This is a genomic window from Bradyrhizobium sp. UFLA06-06 (assembly GCF_054820065.1).
Window position 1 is genome coordinate 75847 of the sequence record NZ_JADFUD010000014.1, and the last position, 24178, is coordinate 100024.

Here is a 24178-nt window from a genome sequence, read left to right on the forward strand (position 1 = left end):
CATGCGCACCGCATCCGGGACGCGCGACCACTTATGCAGGAGGCGTGCCGTTGGCCGCAAGCACCGGGCCGGCCAGATACAGCGAGCCCGTGATCAGGATGCGCGGCGGCACCTCATAGGCCAGCATCGCAAGCCGTTGCAGCGCGGCGGCGACGCCATCAGCGATCTCGACCCGCATGCCGAGCGCTCGCGCGGCGTCGGCTAATCTGTCCGGCGCCATGCCGTTGTCGCGGCCGGGCACCGGGACCGCGATGATGTGGCGGGTCAGTCCGGCAAAATTGGCGAGGAATGCATTGGCGTCCTTGTTGGCCATCATGCCTGCGATCACGACCAGCGGCCGCGACACGCGCTCCTCGAGATCGCCGAGCGCAGCGGCCGCGACACGGCCGCCCTCGGCATTGTGCCCGCCGTCGAGCCAGACCTCGGAGCCCTGCGGCCCCTGGCCGACGAGCGCGCCGGAAACCAGCCGCTGCATTCGCGCCGGCCATTCCGCATTGACGATGCCGGCTTCAAAGGCCGCGATGTTGAGTTTGAACTTGTCGATCGCGCGCAGCGTCGCAATCGCGAGGCCCGCATTGTCGAACTGGTGCCGGCCGAACAGTTTCGGCGCGGCGAGATCCAGCAGGCCGCGCTCGTCTTGATACACCAGCCGGCCGCGCTCGACGCCGACATGCCATTGCTGGCCGGCCGCATGTAGCGGCGCGCGCATGCGGTTCGCCTGCGCCTCGATCACGGCCATCGCATCCGGCGCCTGCTCGGCCGAGATCACCGGCACCTTGCGCTTGATGATCGCGGCCTTTTCACCGGCGATCGCCGTCAGATTGTCGCCGAGGAATTCCATGTGGTCCATGCTGACCGGCGCGATCACCGAGGCGAGCGGCGTCTCGACCACATTGGTCGAATCGAGCCGGCCGCCGAGCCCGACCTCGAGCAGCGCGACATCGGCAGGATGCCTGGCGAACAGGCAGAATGCCACCGCCGTTTCCATCTCGAAGATGGTGATGGGATTGCCGCCGTTGACGCGCTCACAGTGCTCGAACGTCTCGCGCAGCTCATCGTCACCGACGAGCTTGCCGCCGCCTTTGGCGCCCAGCCGGTAGCATTCGTTGATCCGCACCAGATAGGGCGAGGTGAAGACGTGCACGCGCAGGCCCGACGCCTCCAGGATCGCGCGCAGATAGGCGATGGTCGAGCCCTTGCCGTTGGTGCCCGCGACATGGATCACCGGCGGCAGCTTGCGCTCGGGATGATCGAGCCGCTCCATTAGGCCACGCATGCGATCGAGGCTGAGATCGATGCGCTTGGGATGCAGCGCCGATATCCGCGCGATCAACGCCTCGAACGAGGCCTGCGATGGGGCGGCGCTTGCGGTCACGCGTGCGGCGCGGCCGGCACCGTCTCCGGCGCCGTGACGATCTGGGCCGGCTCGGTGACCGGGGCCTTGGGCTTCGATGCGGATTCGAGCGGCGGCGCCTTGGTCAGCAGGCGGCACAGCCGCGCCAGCGTGGCCTTCATCTCGTGGCGATGCACCACCATGTCGACCATACCGTGCTCGCGCAGATATTCGGCGCGCTGAAAGCCGTCCGGCAGCTTTTCGCGGATGGTCTGCTCGATCACGCGCGCGCCGGCAAAGCCGATCAGCGCGCCGGGCTCGGCGATCTGGATGTCGCCGAGCATCGCATAGGACGCGGTGACACCGCCGGTGGTCGGATTGGTCAGCACCACGATGTAGGGCTGGCGCGCCTCGCGCAGCATCTGCACGCCGACGGTGGTGCGCGGCATCTGCATCAGCGACAGAATGCCTTCCTGCATCCGCGCGCCGCCGGATGCGGCGAACACGATGAAGGGCGACTTCTTCTCGACCGCGAGCTCGAGCCCGCGCACCATCGCTTCACCGGCGGCCATGCCGAGCGAGCCGCCCATGAAATCGAAATCCTGCACCGCGACCACGACGCCGGCGCCCTCGAGCTTGCCGTAGCCGACCTTGATCGCGTCGTTCAGCCCGGTCTTGGTGCGAGCGTCCTTGATGCGGTCGACATATTTGCGCTCGTCGCGGAATTTCAGCGGATCGGCCGTCACCTCGGGCAGCGCGACGTCGAACCAGGTCTCGTTGTCGAAGATCGACTTCAGCCGGGCCACCGCGCCCATGCGCATGTGGTAGTTCGAGCCGGGGATGACGAACTGGTTGGCCTCGACGTCCTTGTAGAACACGAGCTGCCCGGAATCCGGACACTTGATCCAGAGGTTTTCCGGCGTCTCGCGCCGAAGGATGTTGCGGATCTTCGGCCGGACGACGTTGGTGAGCCAATTCATGGTTCGCTCCGAAATGCGGATCGGTTCCGCACCAGCTGGATATATGGCGGGCCGGGCGAGCCCGGCAAGCCGCCTTCGGCGGCCTTGTTGCCGCAAAATGTGGCTTATTCAGCGGCCTGCTTGGCGCCCCGGACCCCCTGTGCCAGCGCCGACACCAGGTCGGCCACCGCGCTCACGGTCTTCGGCGTCGCGCGGCCCTCGGCATCGAGATTGGCACGCACCACATCGACGATCGCGGTGCCGACCACGGCGCCGTTGGCGCTTTCGGCGATCGCGCGCGCCGTCTCCGGGGTGCGGATGCCGAAGCCGACGCAGACCGGCAGCTTGGTGTGCCGCTTGATCCGGGCCACGGCTTCCGCGACCACCTTCGAATCGGCCGTCGCAGCGCCGGTGATGCCGGTGATCGAGACGTAATAGACAAAGCCCGAAGTGTTCGCGAGCACCGCCGGCAGGCGCTTGTCGTCCGTGGTCGGCGTCGCCAGCCGGATGAAGTTCAGCCCGGCCTTCATCGCGGGGATGCAGAGCTCGGTATCTTCTTCCGGCGGCAGGTCGACGATGATCAGGCCGTCGACGCCGGCGGCCTTGGCATCGGCCAGGAAGCTGTCGACGCCGTAGATGTAGATCGGATTGTAGTAGCCCATCAGCACGATCGGCGTGACGTTGTCGTCCTTGCGGAAGTCGCGGACCATCGCCAGCGTCTTGCGCAGCGTCATGCCGCCCTTGAGCGCGCGCAAACCGGCGGCCTGGATCGAGGGACCGTCGGCCATCGGATCGGTGAAGGGCATGCCGATCTCGATGACGTCGGCACCGGCCTTCGGCAGCGCCTTGAGGATGTCGAGCGAGGTCTTGGCGTCGGGATCGCCGGCCATCACGAAGGTGACGAAAGCGGAGCGGCCCTGCTGCTTCAACTCGGCGAAACGTGCGTCGATACGGGTGGTCACTTCTTCCTGCCCTTCAAGATGTCGCCAACCTGCGGCACGTCCTTGTCGCCGCGGCCCGAGAGGTTGACCACCATCAGGTGATCCTTCGGCCGCTGCGGTGCGAGCTCGGACAGTTTCGCGATGGCGTGCGCCGATTCCAGCGCGGGGATGATGCCCTCGAGCCGCGACAGCAGCTGGAAGGCAGCCAGCGCCTCCTCGTCGGTCGCCGAGAGATACTTCACGCGGCCGGTCTCGTGCAGCCAGGAATGTTCGGGGCCGATGCCGGGATAGTCGAGGCCGGCCGAGATCGAATGCGCTTCCTCGATCTGCCCGTCGGCGTCCATCAAAAGATAGGTGCGGTTGCCATGCAGCACGCCAGGACGCCCGCCGGCGAGCGAGGCGGCATGCAGCTGCGTCAGCCCGTGACCGGCGGCCTCGACGCCGAAGATCTCGATCAAGGGATCGTCGAGGAACGGATGGAACAGGCCCATCGCATTGGAGCCGCCGCCGATGCAGGCGATCAGCGAATCCGGCAGGCGGCCCTCGGCCTCCTGCATCTGCTTGCGGGTCTCGTGGCCGATGATCGACTGAAAGTCGCGCACCATCATCGGATAGGGGTGCGGTCCCGCCACCGTGCCGATGCAATAGAAGGTGTCGTGCACGTTGGTGACCCAATCGCGCAGCGCGTCGTTCATCGCATCCTTCAGCGTGCGCGCGCCCGACTGCACCGGGACGACCTTGGCGCCCAGCATCTCCATGCGGATCACGTTCGGCTGCTGCCGCTCGACGTCGACCGCGCCCATATAGACCACGCATTCGAGCCCGAACCGCGCGCACAGCGTTGCCGTCGCCACGCCATGCTGGCCGGCGCCGGTCTCGGCGATGATGCGCTTCTTGCCCATGCGGCGCGCGACCATGATCTGGCCGAGCACATTGTTGACCTTGTGCGAGCCGGTGTGGTTGAGCTCCTCGCGCTTCAGATAGATCTTGGCGCCGCCGAGATGCTCGGTGAGCCGCTCGGCGAAATAGAGCGGCGAGGGCCGGCCGACATAGTCCTTCAGATAGACGTTCATCTCGGCCTGGAACGCCGGATCGGCCTTGGCGTCGGCATAGGCTTTTTCGAGATCGAGGATCAGCGGCATCAGCGTTTCCGCGACGAAGCGTCCGCCGAAAATGCCGAAATGCCCGCGCTCGTCGGGGCCGCTGCGGAATGAATTGGGCAGGTTTGGATTCATCGAACCATCAGTTCTTGGGTTGCGCGCGCGGCGCGGATGAAGGCGCGGATCAATTCGGGATCCTTGACGCCGGGCGTGCCCTCGACGCCCGACGAGACATCGACGCCGCCGGCGCGCGTGACGCGGACAGCTTCAGCGACGTTGTCGGCATTGAGCCCGCCGGAGACCATGTAGGGCAGCGCGAGATCGAGATTTTCCAGCACGTGCCAATCGAACGGCGCGCCGAGGCCACCCGGCCGCGTGGCATCCTTCGGCGCGCGGGCATCGAACAGGATACGATCGGCGACGCCGGCATAACCCGGCAGCGGGGCGAGATCGGCTGCGGTCTCGACCGGCAGCGCCTTCATCAGCGGCAGGCCGAACTTCGCCTTGATGTCGCGCAGCCGCGCCGTGGTCTCCTTGCCGTGCAATTGCAGGATATCCGGCCGCAGCGTCTCGACGATGTTCTCAAGCGTCGCATCGTCGGCATCGACGGTCAGCGCGACCTTGACGGCGCGGCCCTTGGCGCGGCTGCCGAGCTCGCGCGCGGTCTCAAGGCTGATGTGACGCGGCGACGGCGGAAAGAACACGAACCCCACCATGTCGGCGCCGCCCTCAAGCGCGACGTCGAGCGTCTCGCGCGTGGACAGGCCGCAGATTTTGACAAGCAGGGGCATGGTCTCGAAGCGGGTCTCAAAACGGGTTTTCGGGCGGCCGGAACCGGGGTGGATCCCGGTCCGACGGGGCGGGTTCTACAACGTCGCGCCCTGCTTGTCTCGCCCGGCGGCCCCGTAAAAACCTGATAGGGCCGGGGCCGGACGGCGCTGCGCGTCGTCCCGGGAGGCGGCGGCCCTGAGGTCGGCGAGCTCGGCGCGGACATGGCGGGCGTCAGCCTCGTGCTGCCGGGCCGCGCGGCGCCAGCGCCCTTGCTTGAACCAGGTTCCGATGCCGCCCGCGATCACGCCCAGGATCGCGGAGGCGATAATGACGACGAACAGCGGCAGTGTGACCGCAACCGTGGGGGTCACCGAATTGAAGGGATCGAACGACACCGTCACCCAGTGACGGTTGGCGACTGCAAAAATGATGAAGATCAGTCCGAGCGGAATGACGACCACTGCCGTGAAAAACTTTCGCATGACCATCTCTCGCAGCGATGGAGCAAATGCGGGCGCATCGCCCGCAACACGGCAACGCCTGACGTCGCGCCTTAGGCGTCGACCTTAAGCATCAGCCTTGGGCGCATCGACCTTGGCGGCGCCCGCCTCGGTTACGTCGCGGTTGAGGCGCTCGCGCATTTCCTTGCCGGTCTTGAAGAACGGCACGCTCTTCTGGTCGACCGGCACATGCTCGCCGGTGCGTGGATTGCGGCCGGCGCGCGCCGGACGGTGCTTCACCGAGAATGCGCCAAAACCGCGCAGCTCGACACGGTCGCCACGAGCCAGCGCCGCGACGATTTCATCGAGAATCGCATTCACAATGTTCTCGACATCCCGCTGGTAGAGGTGCGGGTTGTGCTCGGCGATACGCTGAACAAGTTCGGATTTGATCATCGAAAGTGGGATCCGGGCTCTTGCGGAAACCCATTTCCGTGAAAATGCCGTGCACTGTCAAGACGCTAAATCGATTTAGAGCGTCGTGAAATCACGTGACAAATAGCCCAATTGGGGCATGCGGCGATTCCCGCAAAGCGGGAATAGCCTGACGAGCACGCCTTTGGCAGCCGATCAGTTGGTTCCAGCCGGGCTCCACAGCGCCAGCATGCCGTCAAGCCCGAACCGGTCGACTGCCTCGGCCACGCCGCCCTGCTCGATCCGCCGCGCGATCGCGCCAAGACCGAACGCATCGAGCGTCACGGACGCCGCGGTGCGCAGGAAGGTCAGGTCGCCGAACCGCGGATTGAGCTTGTAATTGCGCACCGGCAGGTCGCTTTTGACCTTCTTCTCCGCAACCAGCCAGGCGATCGCGGTCTTCTCGTCTCCCAGCTGATCAACCAGCTTGAGATCGACTGCCTGCCGGCCGGTGAAAACGCGACCGTCGGCGACCTTCTCCAGCAGGGCGTCGTCCATGCCGCGCCGTTGCTTCACCAATCCACGGAACCATGCATAGGAGTCCTTGACGAGACCGTCGATCGCGGCGCGGGCCTCCGGGCTGGTCGGCTCGAAGCCGTTGGGTGCCGCCTTGAGCGGGGAAGATTTGATCTCCTCCATTTTCACGCCGACAGTCTTGAGCAATTCCGAAACGTTCGGATACTGGAACAGCACGCCGATCGAGCCGACCAGCGAGGTCTGCTGGGCGACGATATGATCGGAGGCGATCGCCGTGATGTAGCCGCCCGAGGCGGCCAATCCCTCGACCACGACGACAAGCGGCTTCTTCGCCTTCAGCTGCATCAGCGAGTCGTAAAGCTGCTCGGAGCCCGCCGTGGTGCCGCCGGGCGAATTGATGTGCACGACAACAGCCGCATAGCTCGACTTGCCGAGCCGCTCCAGCGCCTCGACGCGATCCTGGTCGCTGCGGATCAGTCCGTCGATATTGACCCGCGCGATGGTGTTCGATGTCGAAAAGGTGCCGCGCCCGCCGGCGGCGACCACGCCCACGCCGACGATGGCCGCGATCGCAATGACCGCGGCGGCGACGCGCCAGAACGTCAGTTTGCGCCTGATGCGGCGGCGATCGACGATCACGTCTGAATCCAGCGACATCCGATCTCTCCAGAAATGGTCAGCGCGCAATCTGCGCGTTTTGCAGTCGCAGCGTCACTATCAGCTTAGCCAAATACATCAATTGCGACGCAATATGAAGAAAACAAGGCCCGGTCTTTGGAGGTACCTGTAGCCCGGATGCACGTGCGCTTCGTCCCGGCTGCGCCCTAACCTCCCCTTGAAAAGGGGAGGTCGCTTTGCTCGCGAGAGCAAAGCGGGTGGGGATCTGCTCTCTCCATGAGCAGCATCGCCTTCGGCTGACCCCCATCCCGACCTTCCCCCTTTCAGGGGGAAGGAGAAGATAAATCCGTAGCCCGGATGGAGCGAAGCGTAATCCGGGAGGCTTCAGCAGCACGGATAGAAAGTCCCGGATTTCGCTTCGCTCCATCCGGGCTACGGATACCTCCAAACAAAAAGGGCCCCGGCTTGCGCCGGGGCCCCGATTGTTCGCTCAAATCGTGCGAACGCTTACTTGTCGGTGCCGCGGTTCTTCAGCGCGGTGCCGAGGATGTCGCCAAGCGTCGCACCCGAGTCGGAGGAGCCGTACTGCGCGATGGCTTCCTTCTCTTCGGCGACTTCGAGCGCCTTGATCGAGACCTGCACCTTGCGGGCCTTCTTGTCGAACTGGATGACGCGGGCATCGACCTTCTCGCCGACGGCGAAGCGCTCGGCGCGCTGGTCGTTGCGGTCGCGGGCCAGCTCGGACCGCTTGATGAAGGTGGTGAACTCGGTGCCCGAAATCCGGACCTCGATGCCGCTCTCCTTCACTTCGAGCACTTCGCAAGTCACGACCGCGCCCTTCTTGACGTCGCCCGGCTCGGCGAAGGGGTCGCCTTCGAGCTGCTTGACGCCGAGCGAGATCCGCTCCTTCTCGACATCGACATCGAGCACCACGGCCTTGACCATGTCGCCCTTCTTGAAGTTGTCGATGACCTGCTCGCCCGGAAGCTTCCAGTCGAGATCGGAGAGGTGGACCATGCCGTCGACATCGCCCTCGAGACCCAGGAACAGACCGAACTCGGTCTTGTTCTTGACCTCGCCCTCGACCACCGAACCGACCGGGAACTTCTCGACGAAGACTTCCCAGGGATTGCGCATGGTCTGCTTGAGGCCGAGCGAGATGCGGCGCTTGACCGAATCCACTTCCAGCACCTGCACTTCGACTTCCTGCGAGGTCGAAACGATCTTGCCGGGGTGCATGTTCTTCTTGGTCCACGACATCTCGGAGACGTGGATCAGGCCTTCGATGCCCGGCTCGAGCTCGACGAACGCGCCGTAGTCGGTGATGTTGGTGACGCGGCCGGTGAAGCGGGCACCCAGCGGGTACTTGGCTTCGATGCCCTGCCACGGATCATCCAACAGCTGCTTCATGCCGAGCGAGATGCGGTGCGTCTCGTGGTTGATCTTGATGATCTTGACCTTCACCGTCTGGCCGATGGTCAGCACCTCGGTCGGGTGGTTGACGCGGCGCCAGGCGATATCGGTCACGTGCAGCAGGCCGTCGATGCCGCCGAGATCAACGAACGCACCGTAATCGGTGATGTTCTTGACCACGCCGTCGATCACCTGACCCTCTTCGAGGTTCTGCACCAGCTCCTGGCGCTGCTCGGCGCGGGTCTCTTCGAGAACCGTGCGGCGCGACACCACGATGTTGCCGCGGCGGCGGTCCATCTTGAGGATCTGGAACGGCTGCGAGTTGTTCATCAGCGGCGCAACGTCGCGGATCGGACGAATGTCGACCTGCGAGCGCGGCAGGAAGGCCACGGCACCGTCGAGGTCGACCGTGAAGCCGCCCTTGACCTGGTTGAAGATGACGCCGTTGACCTTTTCGTTGTTCTGGAACGCCTTCTCGAGCTTGCCCCAGCTTTCCTCGCGGCGCGCCTTGTCGCGCGACAGCACGGCTTCACCGAGCGCATTCTCGATACGGTCGAGGAACACCTCGACTTCGTCACCGACCTTCAGATCGCTTTCACGGCCGGGGCCGGCGAATTCGCGCAGCGCAACGCGGCCCTCGGTCTTCAGGCCGACGTCAATGACGGCCATGTCCTTCTCAATTGCAACCACCTTGCCCTTGATGACGGAGCTTTCCTGCAAATTGCCGCCGGCAAAGGATTCATCAAGCATCGCCGCGAAATCATCGCGGGTCGGGGTGTAAGAAGACGCAGAATTCGAAACCATTTGTTCTCCAGATGCGGGATCTCGCCGGCCGTTCGGGTTGATGGGCGCACCGTGCGTGAAGTGTCAGGGCTCCGCAAACCCTGACGGCCGCTCATTGCAGGAGGTGCAACAGCGGGCCGGCAGCAAAACTGCACGTTCGGTACGTTTGATAGATCCGGAGCCTGAAACGAAAATATCGACTGCAAGACCTGGGAGCGGGCGTTCCTCCAGATGCGGCGTTGGTTTCGTTTGAGATTGGTTCAAACCCATCGCCGGCCCGCTCAGACACGGCCTCGACATCGTCGATGCTGCTCCGAACGGCGCTGATATAGCCCCGCAGGCTGCTTTCGGCAAGCAGGAAATGCCCAATTTTGCTGGGTTTTCGGGCCAAAACCGCCTGCCATGCCTGCTCTTCTAGCGCCTGGCGCGCGCCGCCTCGACGATGGCGATGGCGGCGCGGACGCCGGCCTCGATGTCGAGGTTGGAATTGTCCAGCGTGTGGGCGTCCGCAGCCGGCCGCAAGGGTGCAATCGCCCGGTTCTTGTCCCGCTCGTCGCGCTTGAGGATGTCGGCGAGCACCGCCTCTTCGTCGGCGTCCTCGCCGCGGGCGCGCGCCTCCAGCGTGCGCCGCCGTGCCCGCACGCGGGGATCGGCGACCACGAAGATCTTCACGTCGGCATCGGGGCAGATCACGGTGCCGATGTCGCGTCCATCCAGCACCGCACCGGGCGGATCGGCCGCGAACTGGCGCTGAAAGTTCACCAGCACCTCGCGAACCTGCGGAATGGCCGACACCACCGAAGCGGCATCGCCGACCTTCTGGGTCTTCAGGATCGGATTGCCGAACTTTTCGGGGTCGAGCTCGAGCGCCGCAGCCACGGCCAGCACCTCGTTGCTGAGCTCGGCACCGGCTTGCATCATCGCATAGGCCACCGCGCGGTAGATCACGCCGGTGTCGAGATGGCGGTAGCCGTAGTGGTGGGCGAGCCGCTTGCCGAGCGTGCCCTTGCCTGAGGCGGCGGGTCCGTCGATGGCGATGATCATGCGAAATCAGCTCCGAGCGCGCGCATCATCGGGATGAAATCCGGAAAACTGGTGGCGATGAAGCCGGTGTCGTCGATCTTCACCGGCCGATCGGAGGCGCAGCCCATCACCAGCGCCGACATCGCGATGCGGTGATCCATATGGGTGGCAACAAGACCGCCGCCGGGAACATGGCCGCGGCCCTCGACGATCAGATCGTCGCCGGACACCTCCACCTTGACGCCGTTGACCCGCAGCATGTCGGCGGTGGCTTCAAGGCGGTCGGATTCCTTGACGCGCAGCTCCTGCAGGCCGCGCATGATCGTGGTGCCCTCGGCGAAGGCAGCTGCAACCGCCAGCACCAGATATTCATCGATCATCGACGGCGCGCGCTCCGGCGGCACCTCGACGCCCTTCAGCTGCGAGGCGCGTACGCGCAATTGCGCCATCGGCTCGCCGGCATCGCCGCGCACATCGCTCTCCTCGATCGAGGCGCCCATCTCGCGCAGCGTGGTGAACAGGCCGGTGCGCAGCGGATTGGTCATCACGTCGGAGAACACGACATCGGAACCTTCGACGATCAGTGCGGCCACGATCGGGAACGACGCGGAGGACGGATCGGCGGGCACCACGACGTTGGCGCCGTGCAGCTCGGGCTCGCCGTTCAGCGAGATTCGCCTGCCGTGGCTGCCTTCCTTCTCGGAGGAGATCTCGGCGCCGAAATGCTTCAGCATCAGCTCGGTGTGGTCGCGGCTCGCCTCCTGCTCGATCACTGTGGTGATGCCGGGCGCGGAGAGCCCCGCAAGCAGCACCGCGGACTTGATCTGGGCCGAGGCGACCGGCGTCTTGTAGACGATCGGCACCGGATAGCGGGCGCCGTGCAGGGTGAGCGGCAGCCGCCCGCCCTCCCTTATGTCGCTGGTTCGGGCGCCCATCAGCTCCAGCGGGTCGAGGATGCGGCGCATCGGCCGCGAGCGCAGCGAGGCGTCGCCGTCGAAAATGGCGGCGATCGGGCAGCCGGCCACTGCGCCCATCACCAGCCGGCAGCCGGTGCCGGAATTGCCGAAATCGAGCGGCGCGGCAGGCTGGGCGAAGCCGCCGACGCCGACGCCTGCGACCGACCAGGTAAACGGCGCCGTCCGCTCCACTTTCGCGCCCAGCGCGCGCATGGATTTGGCGGTATTGAGGACGTCCTCGCCCTCCAGGAGGCCGGAAATGCGGGTTTCGCCGACCGAAAGCGCCCCCAGGATCAGGGCACGGTGGGAAATCGATTTGTCGCCGGGAACGCGGACGGTGCCGGCCAGGGGGCCGCACGTGCGCGATTCCAGCGGGGTCGGGGTGTCAGATTGGGCCAAGATTGTGTCCTCTCGCGCCGCGGCAGGTATCACATAGGCAACACCACGTCACGCGCCCGTCACTTGCGCGCAAACCGCTATTGACAGCAGCCTCTCAACTAGCCAAGTGAAGCTCCGTTTTTCAGGAAAATTCTGGGATTACCACGTGGCCAAGTCCGAGCTCGGAACCAAGCGCATTTGCCCGACCACGGGCAAGAAGTTCTACGACCTCAACAAGAATCCGGTGATCTCGCCCTATACCGGCGAAGTCGTGCCGATCGCGCCGGTCGCCCCGCCGCGGGGCCGTGGCGCCACCGTCACTTCGCCTGCGACCGCAGCCGACATGCCGGAGCCCGCCGAGGCCGAAGAGATGGTCTCGCTCGAGGAGGCCGATGCCGAGGAGAACACCGGGAAGGTCAAGGCCCAGGTTCCCGAATCCGAGGACGATATCGAGGTCGATGAGACCATCGACGACGATGACGACGACGATTCGACCTTCATCGCCGACGAGGAAGAGGGCGATGAGGACGTCACCGACATTATTGGTGACGTCGGCGGCGACGAAGAGACTTGAGATCGGCGCCGATCTATGATCAACGGTGCTGCCGCGCGAGTCGTGTAGGCCGCGCGGGCCGGGATTGATCCCCCAGGATCATCCTACTGGATAAGGGGCCATAGCTCAGCTGGGAGAGCGCTTGCATGGCATGCAAGAGGTCGGCGGTTCGATCCCGCCTGGCTCCACCACGCTTCGCCCTTCGGGCTACGCGTGGCGCAGCCACGAGTTGCCCGAAGGGCGAAGCGTGGTGTCCGGCGTAGCCCAAAGGGCGAAGACGGACGGTCAGCTGCTCTGGCTATCCGTGGATGCGAATGTGGTACGTCTACATCATCCGCAGCATCAACTTCCCTGATCAGGAATACGTTGGCGCTACCGAAGACCTGAAGCGACGGATTCCCGAGCACAACGCCGGCAAGTCCACGCACACCTCAAAATTCAAGCCTTGGCAGCTCGTCTGGTACTGCGCATTTCCAGACAAATATAAAGCCCTCGCATTCGAGAAATATCTCAAATCCCATAGCGGCCGCGCCTTCGCCAAGAAGCGCCTCTAACCGCTCGCCCCCTACTCCCCCAGCACTGCATTCAGCCGGTCGCGCAGCGCGACGATCTCGTCCTTCATCGCCATCAGTTCGCTAACGGTGCAGTCCGAGGCCGCGAGGATCGACTGCGGCACGGCCTTGGCCTTTTCGCGCAGCGCGTGGCCCTGCGGCGTCAGCGCGATCAGCACCACCCGCTCGTCCGCGGTGCTGCGGGTCCGCTTGATCAACTCGGCCGCCTCGAGCCGCTTCAAGAGCGGCGTCAGCGTGCCGGAATCCAGGAACAGGCGCTCGCCGAGGTCCTTCACCGCCACGTCGTCGCGCTCCCACAGCGCCAGCATCACGAGATACTGCGGATAGGTCAGCCCGAGCCGGTCGAGCAGCGGCTTGTAGACGCGGTTGAAGGCGTGCGCGGTCGAATAGACCGCAAAGCAGATCTGGTTATCGAGCCGCAGCGCCTGATCCGCCGCCGTCGGTTTCCTGGCCATGATTCCCATCGAATCCATCTCGTTTCCGGGTCATTCTGGGCTCTCGGGACCGCGGATTCAATTGCGAACAATTAAATGTGAGGCCGCATATTTTATATTGTGCACAATCTATTTGCGTGCAATACATGCGTCGTCGAATTCAAGTCCACACCCACCAAGGGAGACCACGATGTCTGTGAACGTGCTCTACAAGACCAGCGCCAAGGCAACCGGCGGCCGCGACGGCCATGCGGCAACGCTCGACGGCGCGCTCGACGTCAAGCTCACGACCCCGAAGGAGCTCGGTGGCGGCGGCGGTGCCGGCAACAATCCGGAGCAGCTGTTCGCGGCGGGCTATGCCGCCTGCTTCATCGGCGCGATGAAGTTCGTGGCCTCGCAGGGCGGCCCCAAGGTTCCCGCCGACGCCTCGGTGACCTCGACGGTCGGCATCGGCCCGCGCTCGGAAGGCGGCTTCGGCCTCGCCGTCGACCTCGCGGTGTCGCTGCCCGGCCTTTCCCGCGCCGACGCTGAAGCGCTGGTCGAGAAGGCCCACCATGTGTGCCCCTATTCCAACGCGACCCGCGGCAATGTCCACGTCAAGCTGAGCGTCGTCTAATTCCACATCACGCAATGGTCCGCCGCGACACGTGGCGGACCATTACTCTTTAGCGGCTGGTTCGCTTGGCGAACGCATGCGCCGCCTGCTGCATGGGCCTGCGCCGACGGAAGCATTGCTGCCCCGGCTGAAGACCGTTAGCTCTGGGACCCTCGTTATCTGATCCCAACTGAGCGAAGGTTGTTTCCATGAATACCCCAGCGGCTACGGGCGCGATGACCGGCCTGCGCGTGATCGATCTGACGCGCGTGCTCGGCGGTCCGTATTGCACCCAGATTCTCGCCGACCACGGCGCCGACGTGATCAAGGTCGAGCCGCCCGCCGGCGACGAGGTGCGCGACTGGGGTCCTCCCTTCCATGACGAGGACGCGGCCTATTTCGTCGGCATCAACCGCAACAAGCGCTCGATCGGCCTCGACCTCGCTTCCGAGGGCGGACGCGCGGTGCTGATGAAGATGCTCGAAACCGCCGACGTGCTGATCGAGAATTTCAAGCCGGGCACGCTCGACAAATGGGGCATCGGCAACGACGTGCTGCGCGCGAAATTTCCGCGCCTCGTGCATTGCCGGATCTCCGGCTTCGGCGCCGACGGCCCGCGCGGCGGCAATCCCGGCTATGACGCGATCATCCAGGCGATGACCGGCATGATCGCGGCGACCGGCTCGCCGGAGAGCGGCCCGATGCGGATCGGCGTGCCGCTGGTCGACATCACCACCGGGCTCTACGCCGCGATCGGCATCCTGATGGCGCTGTCGGAGCGGCAGCGCTCGGGGCTCGGCCAATTCATCGAGACGACGCTGTACGAGACCGGGCTTGCGATCATGCATCCGCACACCGCGAACTATTTCATGCACGGCAAGCCGCCGTCGCTGACCGGCAACGAGCACCCCAACCTCGTGCCTTACGCGATCTTTCCGACCAAGACCGACAACATCTTCATCGGCGTCGGCAATGACGGCACCTTCCGCAAGCTCGCCAAGGAGATCGGCAAGCCCGAGCTCGGCACCGATCCGCGCTTTGCCCGCAACAAGGACCGCATCGCCAACCGCGATGCGCTCCGCGTCGAGCTGGCCGCGGTGTTCAGCCAGCACGAGGCCGAGCCGCTGTGCAACCGGCTGCTCGCCGCAGGCCTGCCGGCAGGCCCGGTGCAGAAGATCGACCAGGCGCTGACCAACCCGCACACCATTCATCGCGGCGACGTCATCGAGAAGGATTGGTACAAGGGCGTCGCCTCGCCGATCCGCCTCGAACGCACCAAGCCGAACCTGCGCCGCACGCCGCCGAAGTTCAGCCAGCACGCCGCGGAAGTGCTCGGCGAGTTCGGCTACTCGAAGGACGAGATCAACGGCCTGGTTGAAAAGGGCGTGGTCTGCGGCCCCCAGCGCAAGCGCTAAAGGCGTCATGAGAGCAGTCGAATAGCGACCACAACGGTGGTCAGCTCCCTCGCCCCGGCCTTACGGGGAGAGGTGATGCGCAGTCCGTTGCGCCGAGAAACTATCAGACCCTGCGGTGCAACGTCGCGTCCGGCGCTGCACCGCACGGAGCCGGCTGCGATCTTCGCCTTTTTTACCGCTTCCCTTCGCTTCGGCTTCCCCCCTACCATGACTTTCGTTTATACGGTCATTTGAACGTCATCCGGCGCTGATAACGCGCGCAACGAAAGATGATGTTCCAATTGGGAGGGGTTTTGATGTTCTTTCGACGACTAGGCGCTGCCGCGGCAGCCGCTGCCGCGCTTGCATTCGCGTCGCCCGCGTTTGCGGTGACCGAGATCCAGTGGTGGCACGCGATGACCGGCGCCAACAACGACGTCATCGTCAAGCTGGCCAACGACTTCAACGCCTCGCAATCCGACTACAAGGTGATCCCGACCTACAAGGGCGGCTACGCCGACACCATGAACGCCGGCATCGCCGCGTTCCGCGCCGGCAACGCGCCGCATATCATGCAGGTGTTCGAGGTCGGCACCGCGACGATGATGGCCGCCACCGGCGCCGTCAAACCGGTCTACAAGCTGATGGCCGACGCCGGCGAGAAGTTCGATCCGAGCGTCTATCTGCCGGCGATCACCGGCTACTACTCGACCTCCAAGGGCGAGATGCTGTCGTTCCCCTTCAACTCGTCGTCGACGGTGATGTGGATCAATCTCGATGCGCTGAAGAAGGCCAACATCGCAGAGATTCCGAAGACCTGGCCGCAAGTGTTCGACGACGCCAAGAAGCTGAAGGCGGCCGGCTACGCCACCTGCGGCTTCTCCGGCTCGTGGGTCACCTGGGTCAATCTCGAACAGCTCTCGGCCTGGCACAATGTGCCGCTCGCCAGCAAGGCCAACGGCCTCGACGGCTTCGACACCGTGCTCGAATTCAACGGCCCGCTGCAGGTCAAGCATCTCGAGAACCTCGTCGAGCTGCAGAAGGACAAAACCTACGACTATGCCGGCCGCACCAACACCGGCGAAGGCCGCTTCACCTCCGGCGAATGCCCGATCTACCTGACCTCGTCGGCCTTCTTCGGCAACGTCAAGGCGCAGGCCAAGTTCAACTTCACCGCGGCGCCGATGCCGTATTATCCCGACGTCAAGGGCGCGCCGCAGAACTCGATCATCGGCGGCGCCTCGCTCTGGGTGATGGGCGGCAAGTCGGCCGAGGAATACAAGGGCGTGGCCAAGTTCCTGACCTTCCTCTCGGACACCGACCGCCAGATCTGGATCCACAAGGCCTCGGGCTATCTGCCGATCACCAAGGCCGCCTACGCCAAGGCCAAGGAAGAGGGCTTCTACAAGGACCAGCCCTATCTCGAGACCCCGCTGCTCGAGCTCACCAACAAGGAGCCGACCGCGAATTCCCGCGGCCTGCGCCTCGGCAACATGGTGCAGCTGCGCGACATGTGGTCGGAGGAGATCGAGCAGGCGCTGGCCGGCAAGAAGACCGCCAAGCAAGCGCTGGACGCCGCCGTCGAACGCGGCAACCAGATGCTGCGGCAGTTTGAAAAGACCGCCGTCCGCTGACATGATGCCTTCGGGCATGATCGGGAAAAGCGCGAAGCGGCTTTCCGAAAAGATCATGCCCAGACGACAAGCTAAAGCGCGATGACGATCCAACCTCATCTCATCGCGCTTTAGGGCCATCAACCGGCAGGCCGCATCCGCGGCCTGCCCTTCCTCCGAGCCCATGCAAAAGCAAGCGATTTTCCAGTCAAAGCTGTTGCCTTACGCGCTGGTTGCCCCGCAGCTCGCGATCGTCCTGATCTTTTTCTACTGGCCGGCCGTGCAGGCGGTGATCCAATCCTTTCTGCTGCAGGACGCTTTCGGTCTCTCCACCAGCTTCGTCTGGTTCGAGAACTATCTCGATCTGTTCAAGGAGCCGGCCTATTTCGCAGCGATCGTCCGAACCTTCGTGTTCTCGTTCGCGATCGCGGTCTCCTCGCTGTCCTTCGCGCTGCTGCTCGCGGTCATGGCTGACAGGCCGCTACGCGGCTCGACGCTGTATCGCACGCTGCTAATCTGGCCCTATGCGGTGGCGCCGCCGGTGGTCGGCGTGCTCTGGGTGTTCATGCTGCACCCCTCGCTCGGTGTGCTGTCGCGCTATCTGCGCACCATGGGCATCGACTGGAATCCGCTGCTCGACGGCAACCAGGCGGCGGCCCTGATCATCCTCGCCGCGGCCTGGAAGCAGATCTCCTACAATTTCCTGTTCTTCCTCGCCGGGCTGCAGAGCATCCCGAAGAGCGTGATCGAGGCCGCCGCGATCGACGGCGCCCGTCCGATGCGGCGGTTCTGGACCGTGATTTTCCCGCTGCTGTCGCCGACCATCTTCTTCCTCTTGGTCATCAACATCGTCTACGCCTTCTTCGACACTTTCGGCATCATCGACACCATGACCCGCGGCGGTCCCGGCAAGGCGACCGAGACGCTGGTCTACAAGGTCTATACGGACGGCCTGCTCGGCGGCAATCTCGGCTCGTCGGCGGCGCAGTCGGTCATCCTGATGGTCATCGTCGTCATGCTGACGGCGATCCAGTTCCGCTTCGTCGAACGCAAGGTGACCTACTGATGGTCGAGGAGGAGGGCTTCCAGCGCTATCTGGCTCACGCCATCCTGTGGATCGGGATCGCGATCGTCGCCTTCCCGGTCTATCTCGCGCTGGTCGCCTCGACCCAGGACAACGCCGTCATCGCCAACGGCCAGATGTCGCTGCTGCCCGGCGGCCATTTCCTCGAGACCTACTACCAGACGCTGTTTGTCGGCACGAGCGGCTCGACCCGCGAGCCGGTGCTCAACATGATGCTGAACTCGCTGATCATGGCGCTGCTGATCGCGGTCGGCAAAATCGCGATCTCGATCATCTCGGCCTATGCGATCGTGTATTTCCGGTTTCCGTTCCGGATGGCGATCTTCTGGATCATCTTCATCACCTTGATGCTGCCGGTCGAGGTGCGCATCTATCCGACCTACAAGATCGTCGCCGATCTGCATCTGCTCGACAGCTATGCCGGCCTCTCGCTGCCGCTGATTGCGTCAGCCACCGCGACGCTGCTGTTCCGCCAGTTCTTCATGACAGTGCCGGATGAATTGCTGGAGGCTTCGCGGATCGATGGCGCGGGCCCGTTCCGCTTCTTCTGGGATACGCTGTTGCCGCTGTCGCGCACCAACATGGCCGCGCTGTTCGTGATCCTCTTCATCCTCGGCTGGAATCAGTATCTTTGGCCGCTTCTGATCACGACGCGCGACGACATGCAGACCATCCAGGTCGGAATCCGCAAGATGATCACGACGACCGATGCGCTGACCGAATGGCCGATCGTGATGGCGACCGCGCTGCTCGCGATGCTGCCGCCGGTGTTCGTCGTCGTCGTGATGCAGAAACTGTTCGTGCGCGGATTGGTGGAGACGGAAAAATAATCCATGGCTAACGTCACGCTGCGCAGCGTCCGCAAGACCTATCCCGGCGGCTTCGAGGCCATCAAGGGCGTCGATGTCGATGTCGGCGACGGCCAGTTCTGCGTGCTGGTCGGCCCATCCGGCTGCGGCAAGTCCACGCTGCTGCGCATGGTCGCGGGGCTCGAGACCATCACCGGCGGCGAGATCGACATCGGCGGCCGCGTCGTCAACCAGGTCGAGCCCGCCGATCGCGACATCGCGATGGTGTTCCAGAACTACGCGCTCTATCCGCATATGAGCGTCTACAACAACATGGCCTACGGCCTGCGCAACCGCGGCATGGCCGAGGCCGAGATCAAGACCCGCGTCGAGGAAGCCGCGCGCGTCCTCGAGCTCTCGCCGATGCTGGAGCGCAAGCCGCGCCAGCTTTCCGGCGGCCAGCGCCAACGCGTCGCGATGGGCCGCGCCATCGTGCGCCAGCCGAAAGTGTTCCTGTTCGACGAACCGCTGTCGAACCTCGACGCCAAGTTGCGCATCGCGATGCGGGTCGAGATCCGCAAACTGCAGCGCCGGCTCAACACCACGTCGATCTACGTCACCCACGACCAGCTCGAGGCGATGACGCTCGCCGACATTCTCGTCGTCATGAACGGCGGCCAGGTCGAGCAGGTCGGTAATCCGCTGGACATCTACCAGAAGCCGGCGACCACCTTCGTCGCCTCCTTCATCGGCGCCCCGCCGATGAACCTGATGCCGCTGCGCGCGGACGAGCTGAAGTCCCAGATCACGGGCGCCGACGGCGCGGGCATTGTCGGGATCCGGCCGGAGGATTTCGTGATCTCGAGCGAGACCGGATCCGGCGGCGTCGCGCTTGGCCTCACCGTCGAGGCGATCGAGCATGTCGGCGCCGAGACCTTCGTCTATGGCAGCCGCCAGCGCGAGGAGCAGGGCGTTGCCGCCAATCCGGGCGAGCTGCCGCCGGGCGAGGTGATCGTCCGGGTTCCCGGCGTCTCGGGTCCCGCCATCGGCGAGCGGATCCGGGCCGTCGCCCCCCGCGACAAGCTGCATCTTTTTACCGCCGACGGCCGCAAGCGCGTCGGGGAGTAACCGATCGGGAAGAATTTACCCCCATGTTGCGGGCGTTTAGGCTGGTTTCGGGCTGCTTGAACGCTATCCAGATCGCCCCCATATCCCTCACTGACCGGAGGCCAGACGGCCCACCGGTTGCATGGGGCGCCGCAAGGGCCCCTCAAAGTCGCTTCGAGAGGACTTTGTAATGTCTCGTGTTCCATCGTTGTCCAGTCCGTTCCTTCTGGGATTCGACGAGATCGAGCGTGCGCTCGATCGCGTCGTGAAGGGCGCCGACGGCTATCCTCCGTACAACATCGAGCGGTGCGACCGTACCAACGGGCAGCCTGAACGGCTGCGCATCACGCTAGCGGTGGCGGGCTTCACCCGTGACCAACTCGATGTAACTATTGAGGAAAATCAGCTCGTCATCCGCGGCCGCCAGCAGGACGACAAGGCTCGGCAATACATCCATCGCGGCATCGCCGCGCGCCACTTCCAGCGCACCTTCGTGCTGGCGGAGGGGATGCAGGTGCTGGGCGCGGATCTGAAGAACGGGTTGTTGTCGATTGACCTGGCCAGGCCGGAACCTGAACGGGTCATTAAGACAATCGCTATCAGTGAGCACGAATAATAGAAACAACGAGCGGACTCGACCGCTTATCTGACTGAGGAGTCGAGACCATGAGTGAACTGAGTACCACCACCATCGAATCCGAGAGCGTCACGCCGGAAGCGCTGGCCCATCTGGGTGAAGGTCATATCGCCTACGTGAAGCAGGTCCGCTCCGAGGACGTGCCAGATCTCTTTCCGCAGGCGCCGAAGATCGCGCCGGGCCTCAAACTGTTCGCACTGCACGCCGCCGACGGCACGCCGATCATGCTGACCGACAGCCGCGAAGCCGCGGTCGCGAACGCATGGAGCAACGAGTTGCAGGCCGTCAGCGTCCACTGACGCAAATCCACGGCTGAATTCAGCATCCGCGAATTCAATGCGCGGGCCTGCCTCGTCACCGAGGCGGCCCGCGCATTTTTTATGGCGATGTGGTCGACGTGGCGAGCAGCGGGCCCATGCTGAGCTGCACCTCGCCGGGCACGTTGTAGTCGCGCATCAGCATGCGGTTGTTGCGCAGCCCGCAGGCCTCCCGCTGCACCACGAACATCCAGAGCGCATGGCCGGCCTCCCGCACCAGGAGGCGCCGTGCCTGTTGTGTGGACGTCGATACTTCAGCGCGCGAATGGGCGGCATCGAACTCGCGGAGCCTGGCGAGCGCCTGCTCCAGCGCGCGGCCCATGCGGCCGAGCGCACTCGCCCTCTCCTCGGCGAGCTCGTAAGCGAGAACGTCGACGGGAACGCGATCAAGGCGAAAATCGCGGGACATCAGTCATCCCTTGGTTCGCGCACGCAATGTTGCGCGCGTCCGTCTTCCGGCGTCATCGGCTGGTTGTCAATACACGTTCGGGACAAAGCACTTTCGAGCGAAGTGGATCAGAACCGTTGCACCAGCCGCGCGCGGATGTCCGGCTTCAGCACCTTGCCGACCTTGGAACGCGGAAGATCGTCCCAGACCTCGATCTGCTTCGGCGTCTTGATGCTGCCGATCTGCTGCTTGACGAAGGCGGCGAGCGCTGACGCATCGACGGTGTGGCCGGCGCGCGGCTGCACCACGGCGACGATCCGCTCGCCCCATTTGTCGTCGGGCAATCCGATGACGGCGCAATCCTGCACCGCCTCGTGGGCACGCAACGCGTTCTCGACCTCGATCGAGTACACGTTGAAGCCGCCGGTGATGATCATGTCCTTGGCGCGATCGACGATGTACAGGTAGCCGTCGCCGTCGACGTAGCCGATATCGCCGGTGTGGTGCCAACCATGCGCCGAAGCCTCGCGCGTCGCCTCGGGGTTCTTGTAGTAGCCTTCCATGACCAGCGAGCCGCGCACCACGATCTCGCCGCGCGATCCCGCCGGCAACAACTTGCCGTCGCCATCCATGATGCCGGCCTGCACCAGCGGGCCGATCCGCCCGGCCGACGAGAGTCGCTCCATCGCGATCGTGCCGTCCGGATTGTAGTGATCGGCGGGCGGCATCATCGAGATCATCATCGGCGCCTCGGTCTGGCCGAACAGCTGCGCCATCGGGCCGATCCGCCGCAGGGCTTCCGCCAGCCGCGTCGCCGAGATCGGTGCCGCGCCGTACCAGAAACATTGCAGCGAGCTGCGATCGGCCGCATCGAGCCCGGGATGATCGAGCAGCATGTAGATCACGGTCGGCGGCAGGAAGGTGTGGGTGACGCGATAACGTTCGATCAGCGCCAGGAACTCGCCGATGTCAGGGTGGTGCATGATCACGACGCGACCACCCAGCGTCATGATCGGAAAACAAAGCACGCCGGCGGCATGCGTCAGCGGCGCCAGCGCGAGATAAATCGGACGGCCCTTGAACGGATAGCCCATCAGGGTCAGCGCGGTCATCGCCTCGATGTTGCGTCCGGACAGCATCACGCCCTTCGGCGTGCCGGTGGTGCCGCCGGTGCCCGGGATCATCGCGAGATCGTCGATCGTCTCACGCTGATAGACATCATCGGCGAGTCCGCCGAGCCAGCGGTCGAATGACGACGCGAACGGCAACTCGGCGTCGAGACAGACCAGCGCGCGCAGCTTGGGGATGTCCTGCCGGACCGCCTCGACCATCGGCGCAAAGCTCGAATGAAACAGCAGCAGGCTGCAATCGAACTGGTCGAGAATGAACTTGTTCTCGGCCGCCTCGTTGCGCGGATTGATCGGGCACCACACGGCGGCCGCGCGCGAGATGCCGAACACGCAGGCGAAAGCGAGCGGATCGTTGCCGGACAGGATCGCGACTTTCTCGCCGGGAGCGATGCCCGACCGCTCGAGGCCGCGCGCGATCCGGTAGCTCAGCCGCTGCACCTCGCCGTAACTGAGGTCCCGCCCGTCCATCGTGAGACACGGCGCGTCGGCGCCGAGCGAGGCACCCTTGTCGAGATAATCGATGAAGCGCATGGTCGCCCCTCAAGCATCATGAGGTTGGGTTGGACTCGAACCGCGGCGGAGATCCACCTCTCCCTTGGGAGAGGTCGGCGCGTAGCGCCGGGTGAGGGGTTACGGCCTATCGTCGGAGCCGCGGCCCCTCACCCGATTTGCTGCGCAAATCGACCTCTCCCCAATGGGGAGAGGTGAAGAACGATCGCGATCGCAGCCGCGGCGCTCAATCATGCACGGTCAGGACCGGCTTGCCGACCAGCCCAAAGCTGCGCAATTGCCCGAGCAGCTCGCGATGGCCGAACGCCTGACAGCCGGAGGCGAAGCCTACGCGCTTGGGCGGCTGCTGCAGCAGGTGCGCGGCAGCATAGGCCTGCAGCATGCCGGTCTGCTTGTAGTTGCTGTTGCCGTAGATGACGCAGTGCGCGCGCCCCAGCGGGCCGGAGGCATACACCGAATCCAGCGACTTGTTGACGCGCGGGTTCTCGCGCGGCGGCATGGTGTTCATCACGCCGGCAGCAGTCTGCGCCAGCGCGGCGTAGCGCTCGTCGGGCTTCATGTCCTTGGTCGCCTCCAGCGCGGCGGCGACGATCTGCGGCACGCCCAGCATGAGCGCACGATTGAACACGCCGCCCAGCACCTTCACGTTGGCGACGCGCGGATCCTGCTTGAACCACACCGGGTGCGAGGTGCCGCCCCAGGGCAGCGCCAGCGCCAGCTCGTGCTGGCCGGGGATGGCGAGGTTGTAGAGGCCGGCATCGGGCTGATGCTCGACGTATTTGTTCTGCTCCAGGTAGTACGCCTTGGCCATCGCGGCGTTGACCAGAATGGTCTGCGTCGAGGCGATGGTCGGGCTCCCGCCCCAGAACACGGCGATATCGAGCGTGTCGAGGCCGGGCGTCTCAAGGCACAGCTGCGCGGCAATCTCGCCGGTGGTGTACATCTGCGCGATGCCCGGCGCCAGCAGCAGGCCGGCATTGGCGAATTTCGTGCCAAACTCCTGCTCGAGCGTGATCAGCCAGTCCTGCTCGCCGGTCGTGTCGGTGTAGTGGCACCTGGCAGCCAGGCAGGCCTGGACCACCTCGCCGCCGAACTTGGCGAAGGGGCCCACGGTGTTGAGCACCACCGAGGCGCCCTTGAACAATTCAGTCAGCGCGGCCACGGTGTGCGGCACCGACACGACCTCGTAGTCGGCGGTCTCGATGCCGGCCACGTTCGACTTCATCGCGGCGTTGAGCTTCTCGGCGCTGCGGCCGGCGGCGATGAAGGGGATGTTGTACTCGCGCAGATATTCGCAGACCAGCCGGCCGGTATAGCCGGAAGCGCCATAGACGATGACGGGCTTCTTCTCGCTCATTGCGATCCTCCGAAATGCTTGTTGTCGGCGTTG

25 protein-coding genes and 1 tRNA gene are annotated in these 24178 nt (G+C 64.7%); 11 read left to right on the top strand and 15 right to left on the bottom strand.

Annotated features, from left to right (window positions below; all coding sequences use genetic code 11):
• Nucleotides 1-31 precede the first annotated feature (31 nt).
• The 11 genes from IF803_RS14720 to aroA form a co-directional block, all read right to left on the bottom strand.
• Nucleotides 32-1276: a bifunctional folylpolyglutamate synthase/dihydrofolate synthase gene (locus tag IF803_RS14720; protein WP_245288769.1), complete on the bottom strand. Its 1245-nt coding sequence runs from the start codon at nt 1274-1276 to the stop codon at nt 32-34.
• A 95-nt stretch (nt 1277-1371) separates the two neighbouring features.
• On the bottom strand, nt 1372-2313 hold the full coding sequence (accD, locus tag IF803_RS14725; protein WP_028341700.1) for an acetyl-CoA carboxylase, carboxyltransferase subunit beta: 942 nt from the start codon (nt 2311-2313) through the stop codon (nt 1372-1374).
• Nucleotides 2314-2417: 104 nt separating this feature from the next.
• The gene (gene trpA, locus IF803_RS14730; RefSeq protein ID WP_461192612.1) at nt 2418-3254 is read right to left on the bottom strand and encodes a tryptophan synthase subunit alpha; all 837 of its coding nucleotides are present in this window, start codon (nt 3252-3254) and stop codon (nt 2418-2420) included.
• On the bottom strand, nt 3251-4468 hold the full coding sequence (gene trpB, locus IF803_RS14735) for a tryptophan synthase subunit beta (RefSeq protein WP_461192613.1): 1218 nt from the start codon (nt 4466-4468) through the stop codon (nt 3251-3253). The genes trpA and trpB overlap by 4 nt, the downstream gene beginning before the upstream one ends.
• On the bottom strand, nt 4465-5124 hold the full coding sequence (locus tag IF803_RS14740) for a phosphoribosylanthranilate isomerase (RefSeq protein WP_028341703.1): 660 nt from the start codon (nt 5122-5124) through the stop codon (nt 4465-4467). Before IF803_RS14740 ends, trpB begins: the two co-directional genes overlap by 4 nt.
• Nucleotides 5125-5199: 75 nt before the next feature.
• Complete coding sequence (locus IF803_RS14745) at nt 5200-5586, bottom strand: LapA family protein (RefSeq protein WP_028341704.1); 387 nt, start codon at nt 5584-5586, stop codon at nt 5200-5202.
• Nucleotides 5587-5670: 84 nt separating this feature from the next.
• Nucleotides 5671-6000: an integration host factor subunit beta gene (locus tag IF803_RS14750; RefSeq protein ID WP_016847379.1), complete on the bottom strand. Its 330-nt coding sequence runs from the start codon at nt 5998-6000 to the stop codon at nt 5671-5673.
• A gap of 174 nt (nt 6001-6174) precedes the next feature.
• Nucleotides 6175-7152, bottom strand: a complete 978-nt coding sequence (sppA, locus tag IF803_RS14755) for a signal peptide peptidase SppA (RefSeq protein WP_028341705.1) — start codon at nt 7150-7152, stop codon at nt 6175-6177.
• 468 nt (nt 7153-7620) lie between these two features.
• Nucleotides 7621-9330 (bottom strand): 30S ribosomal protein S1, encoded by a 1710-nt coding sequence (rpsA, locus tag IF803_RS14760; RefSeq protein ID WP_018269280.1) that lies wholly within the window; start codon nt 9328-9330, stop codon nt 7621-7623.
• A gap of 393 nt (nt 9331-9723) precedes the next feature.
• On the bottom strand, nt 9724-10353 hold the full coding sequence (gene cmk, locus IF803_RS14765) for a (d)CMP kinase (protein ID WP_172646247.1): 630 nt from the start codon (nt 10351-10353) through the stop codon (nt 9724-9726).
• Nucleotides 10350-11687 carry a 3-phosphoshikimate 1-carboxyvinyltransferase gene (gene aroA, locus IF803_RS14770; RefSeq protein WP_461192614.1) on the bottom strand — a complete coding sequence of 446 codons (1338 nt, stop codon included), beginning with the start codon at nt 11685-11687 and terminating at the stop codon, nt 10350-10352. The genes cmk and aroA overlap by 4 nt, the downstream gene beginning before the upstream one ends.
• 145 nt (nt 11688-11832) lie before the next feature.
• Here aroA and IF803_RS14775 point away from each other — a divergent pair, with 145 nt between their 5' ends.
• The 3 genes from IF803_RS14775 (at nt 11833) to IF803_RS14785 (ending at nt 12773) form a co-directional block, all read left to right on the top strand.
• Entirely contained in the window at nt 11833-12240 is a 408-nt protein-coding gene (locus tag IF803_RS14775; RefSeq protein ID WP_028341708.1) for a TIGR02300 family protein, read from the top strand.
• A 94-nt stretch (nt 12241-12334) separates the two neighbouring features.
• Nucleotides 12335-12410, top strand: a tRNA-Ala gene (locus tag IF803_RS14780).
• A gap of 123 nt (nt 12411-12533) precedes the next feature.
• A complete protein-coding gene (locus tag IF803_RS14785; protein WP_461192615.1) occupies nt 12534-12773 on the top strand; it encodes a GIY-YIG nuclease family protein in 240 nt (79 codons plus the stop codon).
• Between the two features lie 11 nt (nt 12774-12784).
• Here the strand turns inward: IF803_RS14785 and IF803_RS14790 are convergent, their stop codons facing one another.
• Nucleotides 12785-13246, bottom strand: a complete 462-nt coding sequence (locus IF803_RS14790; RefSeq protein ID WP_461192616.1) for a MarR family winged helix-turn-helix transcriptional regulator — start codon at nt 13244-13246, stop codon at nt 12785-12787.
• A gap of 169 nt (nt 13247-13415) precedes the next feature.
• Here IF803_RS14790 and IF803_RS14795 point away from each other — a divergent pair, with 169 nt between their 5' ends.
• The 8 genes from IF803_RS14795 to IF803_RS14830 all read left to right on the top strand — a co-directional run bounded on the left by IF803_RS14795 (nt 13416) and on the right by IF803_RS14830 (nt 20742).
• A complete protein-coding gene (locus IF803_RS14795) occupies nt 13416-13841 on the top strand; it encodes an organic hydroperoxide resistance protein (protein WP_461192617.1) in 426 nt (141 codons plus the stop codon).
• A gap of 188 nt (nt 13842-14029) precedes the next feature.
• Nucleotides 14030-15235 carry a CaiB/BaiF CoA transferase family protein gene (locus IF803_RS14800; RefSeq protein WP_461192618.1) on the top strand — a complete coding sequence of 402 codons (1206 nt, stop codon included), beginning with the start codon at nt 14030-14032 and terminating at the stop codon, nt 15233-15235.
• Nucleotides 15236-15531: 296 nt separating this feature from the next.
• Nucleotides 15532-16848 (top strand): sn-glycerol-3-phosphate ABC transporter substrate-binding protein UgpB, encoded by a 1317-nt coding sequence (gene ugpB, locus IF803_RS14805; RefSeq protein WP_461192619.1) that lies wholly within the window; start codon nt 15532-15534, stop codon nt 16846-16848.
• 163 nt (nt 16849-17011) lie between these two features.
• Complete coding sequence (gene ugpA / locus IF803_RS14810; RefSeq protein ID WP_461192620.1) at nt 17012-17893, top strand: sn-glycerol-3-phosphate ABC transporter permease UgpA; 882 nt, start codon at nt 17012-17014, stop codon at nt 17891-17893.
• A complete protein-coding gene (ugpE, locus tag IF803_RS14815; RefSeq protein ID WP_028341715.1) occupies nt 17893-18741 on the top strand; it encodes a sn-glycerol-3-phosphate ABC transporter permease UgpE in 849 nt (282 codons plus the stop codon). The genes ugpA and ugpE overlap by 1 nt, the downstream gene beginning before the upstream one ends.
• A gap of 3 nt (nt 18742-18744) precedes the next feature.
• Nucleotides 18745-19827 carry a sn-glycerol-3-phosphate import ATP-binding protein UgpC gene (locus IF803_RS14820; protein ID WP_028341716.1) on the top strand — a complete coding sequence of 361 codons (1083 nt, stop codon included), beginning with the start codon at nt 18745-18747 and terminating at the stop codon, nt 19825-19827.
• A gap of 169 nt (nt 19828-19996) precedes the next feature.
• On the top strand, nt 19997-20422 hold the full coding sequence (locus IF803_RS14825; RefSeq protein ID WP_028341717.1) for an Hsp20 family protein: 426 nt from the start codon (nt 19997-19999) through the stop codon (nt 20420-20422).
• Nucleotides 20423-20472: 50 nt separating this feature from the next.
• A complete protein-coding gene (locus tag IF803_RS14830; protein WP_016843536.1) occupies nt 20473-20742 on the top strand; it encodes a BQ00720 family protein in 270 nt (89 codons plus the stop codon).
• Between the two features lie 79 nt (nt 20743-20821).
• Here the strand turns inward: IF803_RS14830 and IF803_RS14835 are convergent, their stop codons facing one another.
• The 3 genes from IF803_RS14835 to IF803_RS14845 all read right to left on the bottom strand — a co-directional run bounded on the left by IF803_RS14835 (nt 20822) and on the right by IF803_RS14845 (nt 24145).
• On the bottom strand, nt 20822-21169 hold the full coding sequence (locus IF803_RS14835) for a DUF6665 family protein (RefSeq protein ID WP_461192621.1): 348 nt from the start codon (nt 21167-21169) through the stop codon (nt 20822-20824).
• Nucleotides 21170-21276: 107 nt separating this feature from the next.
• Complete coding sequence (locus tag IF803_RS14840; RefSeq protein ID WP_461192622.1) at nt 21277-22809, bottom strand: AMP-binding protein; 1533 nt, start codon at nt 22807-22809, stop codon at nt 21277-21279.
• A gap of 205 nt (nt 22810-23014) precedes the next feature.
• On the bottom strand, nt 23015-24145 hold the full coding sequence (locus IF803_RS14845) for a DUF5938 domain-containing protein (RefSeq protein ID WP_212057985.1): 1131 nt from the start codon (nt 24143-24145) through the stop codon (nt 23015-23017).
• Nucleotides 24146-24178 lie beyond the last annotated feature (33 nt).

What these genes read in the sequence shown, in the direction of transcription:
- IF803_RS14720 (WP_245288769.1), bottom strand. Translation starts at nt 1,276, where the DNA reads ATGCGTGGCCTAATGGAGCGGCTCGATCATCCCGAGCGCAAGCTGCCG.
- accD (WP_028341700.1), bottom strand. Translation starts at nt 2,313, where the DNA reads ATGAATTGGCTCACCAACGTCGTCCGGCCGAAGATCCGCAACATCCTT.
- trpB (WP_461192613.1), bottom strand. Translation starts at nt 4,468, where the DNA reads ATGAATCCAAACCTGCCCAATTCATTCCGCAGCGGCCCCGACGAGCGC.
- IF803_RS14740 (WP_028341703.1), bottom strand. Translation starts at nt 5,124, where the DNA reads ATGCCCCTGCTTGTCAAAATCTGCGGCCTGTCCACGCGCGAGACGCTC.
- IF803_RS14745 (WP_028341704.1), bottom strand. Translation starts at nt 5,586, where the DNA reads ATGCGAAAGTTTTTCACGGCAGTGGTCGTCATTCCGCTCGGACTGATC.
- IF803_RS14750 (WP_016847379.1), bottom strand. Translation starts at nt 6,000, where the DNA reads ATGATCAAATCCGAACTTGTTCAGCGTATCGCCGAGCACAACCCGCAC.
- sppA (WP_028341705.1), bottom strand. Translation starts at nt 7,152, where the DNA reads ATGTCGCTGGATTCAGACGTGATCGTCGATCGCCGCCGCATCAGGCGC.
- rpsA (WP_018269280.1), bottom strand. Translation starts at nt 9,330, where the DNA reads ATGGTTTCGAATTCTGCGTCTTCTTACACCCCGACCCGCGATGATTTC.
- cmk (WP_172646247.1), bottom strand. Translation starts at nt 10,353, where the DNA reads ATGATCATCGCCATCGACGGACCCGCCGCCTCAGGCAAGGGCACGCTC.
- IF803_RS14785 (WP_461192615.1), top strand. Translation starts at nt 12,534, where the DNA reads ATGTGGTACGTCTACATCATCCGCAGCATCAACTTCCCTGATCAGGAA.
- IF803_RS14790 (WP_461192616.1), bottom strand. Translation starts at nt 13,246, where the DNA reads ATGGCCAGGAAACCGACGGCGGCGGATCAGGCGCTGCGGCTCGATAAC.
- IF803_RS14795 (WP_461192617.1), top strand. Translation starts at nt 13,416, where the DNA reads ATGTCTGTGAACGTGCTCTACAAGACCAGCGCCAAGGCAACCGGCGGC.
- IF803_RS14800 (WP_461192618.1), top strand. Translation starts at nt 14,030, where the DNA reads ATGAATACCCCAGCGGCTACGGGCGCGATGACCGGCCTGCGCGTGATC.
- ugpB (WP_461192619.1), top strand. Translation starts at nt 15,532, where the DNA reads ATGTTCTTTCGACGACTAGGCGCTGCCGCGGCAGCCGCTGCCGCGCTT.
- ugpA (WP_461192620.1), top strand. Translation starts at nt 17,012, where the DNA reads ATGCAAAAGCAAGCGATTTTCCAGTCAAAGCTGTTGCCTTACGCGCTG.
- ugpE (WP_028341715.1), top strand. Translation starts at nt 17,893, where the DNA reads ATGGTCGAGGAGGAGGGCTTCCAGCGCTATCTGGCTCACGCCATCCTG.
- IF803_RS14820 (WP_028341716.1), top strand. Translation starts at nt 18,745, where the DNA reads ATGGCTAACGTCACGCTGCGCAGCGTCCGCAAGACCTATCCCGGCGGC.
- IF803_RS14825 (WP_028341717.1), top strand. Translation starts at nt 19,997, where the DNA reads ATGTCTCGTGTTCCATCGTTGTCCAGTCCGTTCCTTCTGGGATTCGAC.
- IF803_RS14830 (WP_016843536.1), top strand. Translation starts at nt 20,473, where the DNA reads ATGAGTGAACTGAGTACCACCACCATCGAATCCGAGAGCGTCACGCCG.
- IF803_RS14835 (WP_461192621.1), bottom strand. Translation starts at nt 21,169, where the DNA reads ATGTCCCGCGATTTTCGCCTTGATCGCGTTCCCGTCGACGTTCTCGCT.
- IF803_RS14840 (WP_461192622.1), bottom strand. Translation starts at nt 22,809, where the DNA reads ATGCGCTTCATCGATTATCTCGACAAGGGTGCCTCGCTCGGCGCCGAC.
- IF803_RS14845 (WP_212057985.1), bottom strand. Translation starts at nt 24,145, where the DNA reads ATGAGCGAGAAGAAGCCCGTCATCGTCTATGGCGCTTCCGGCTATACC.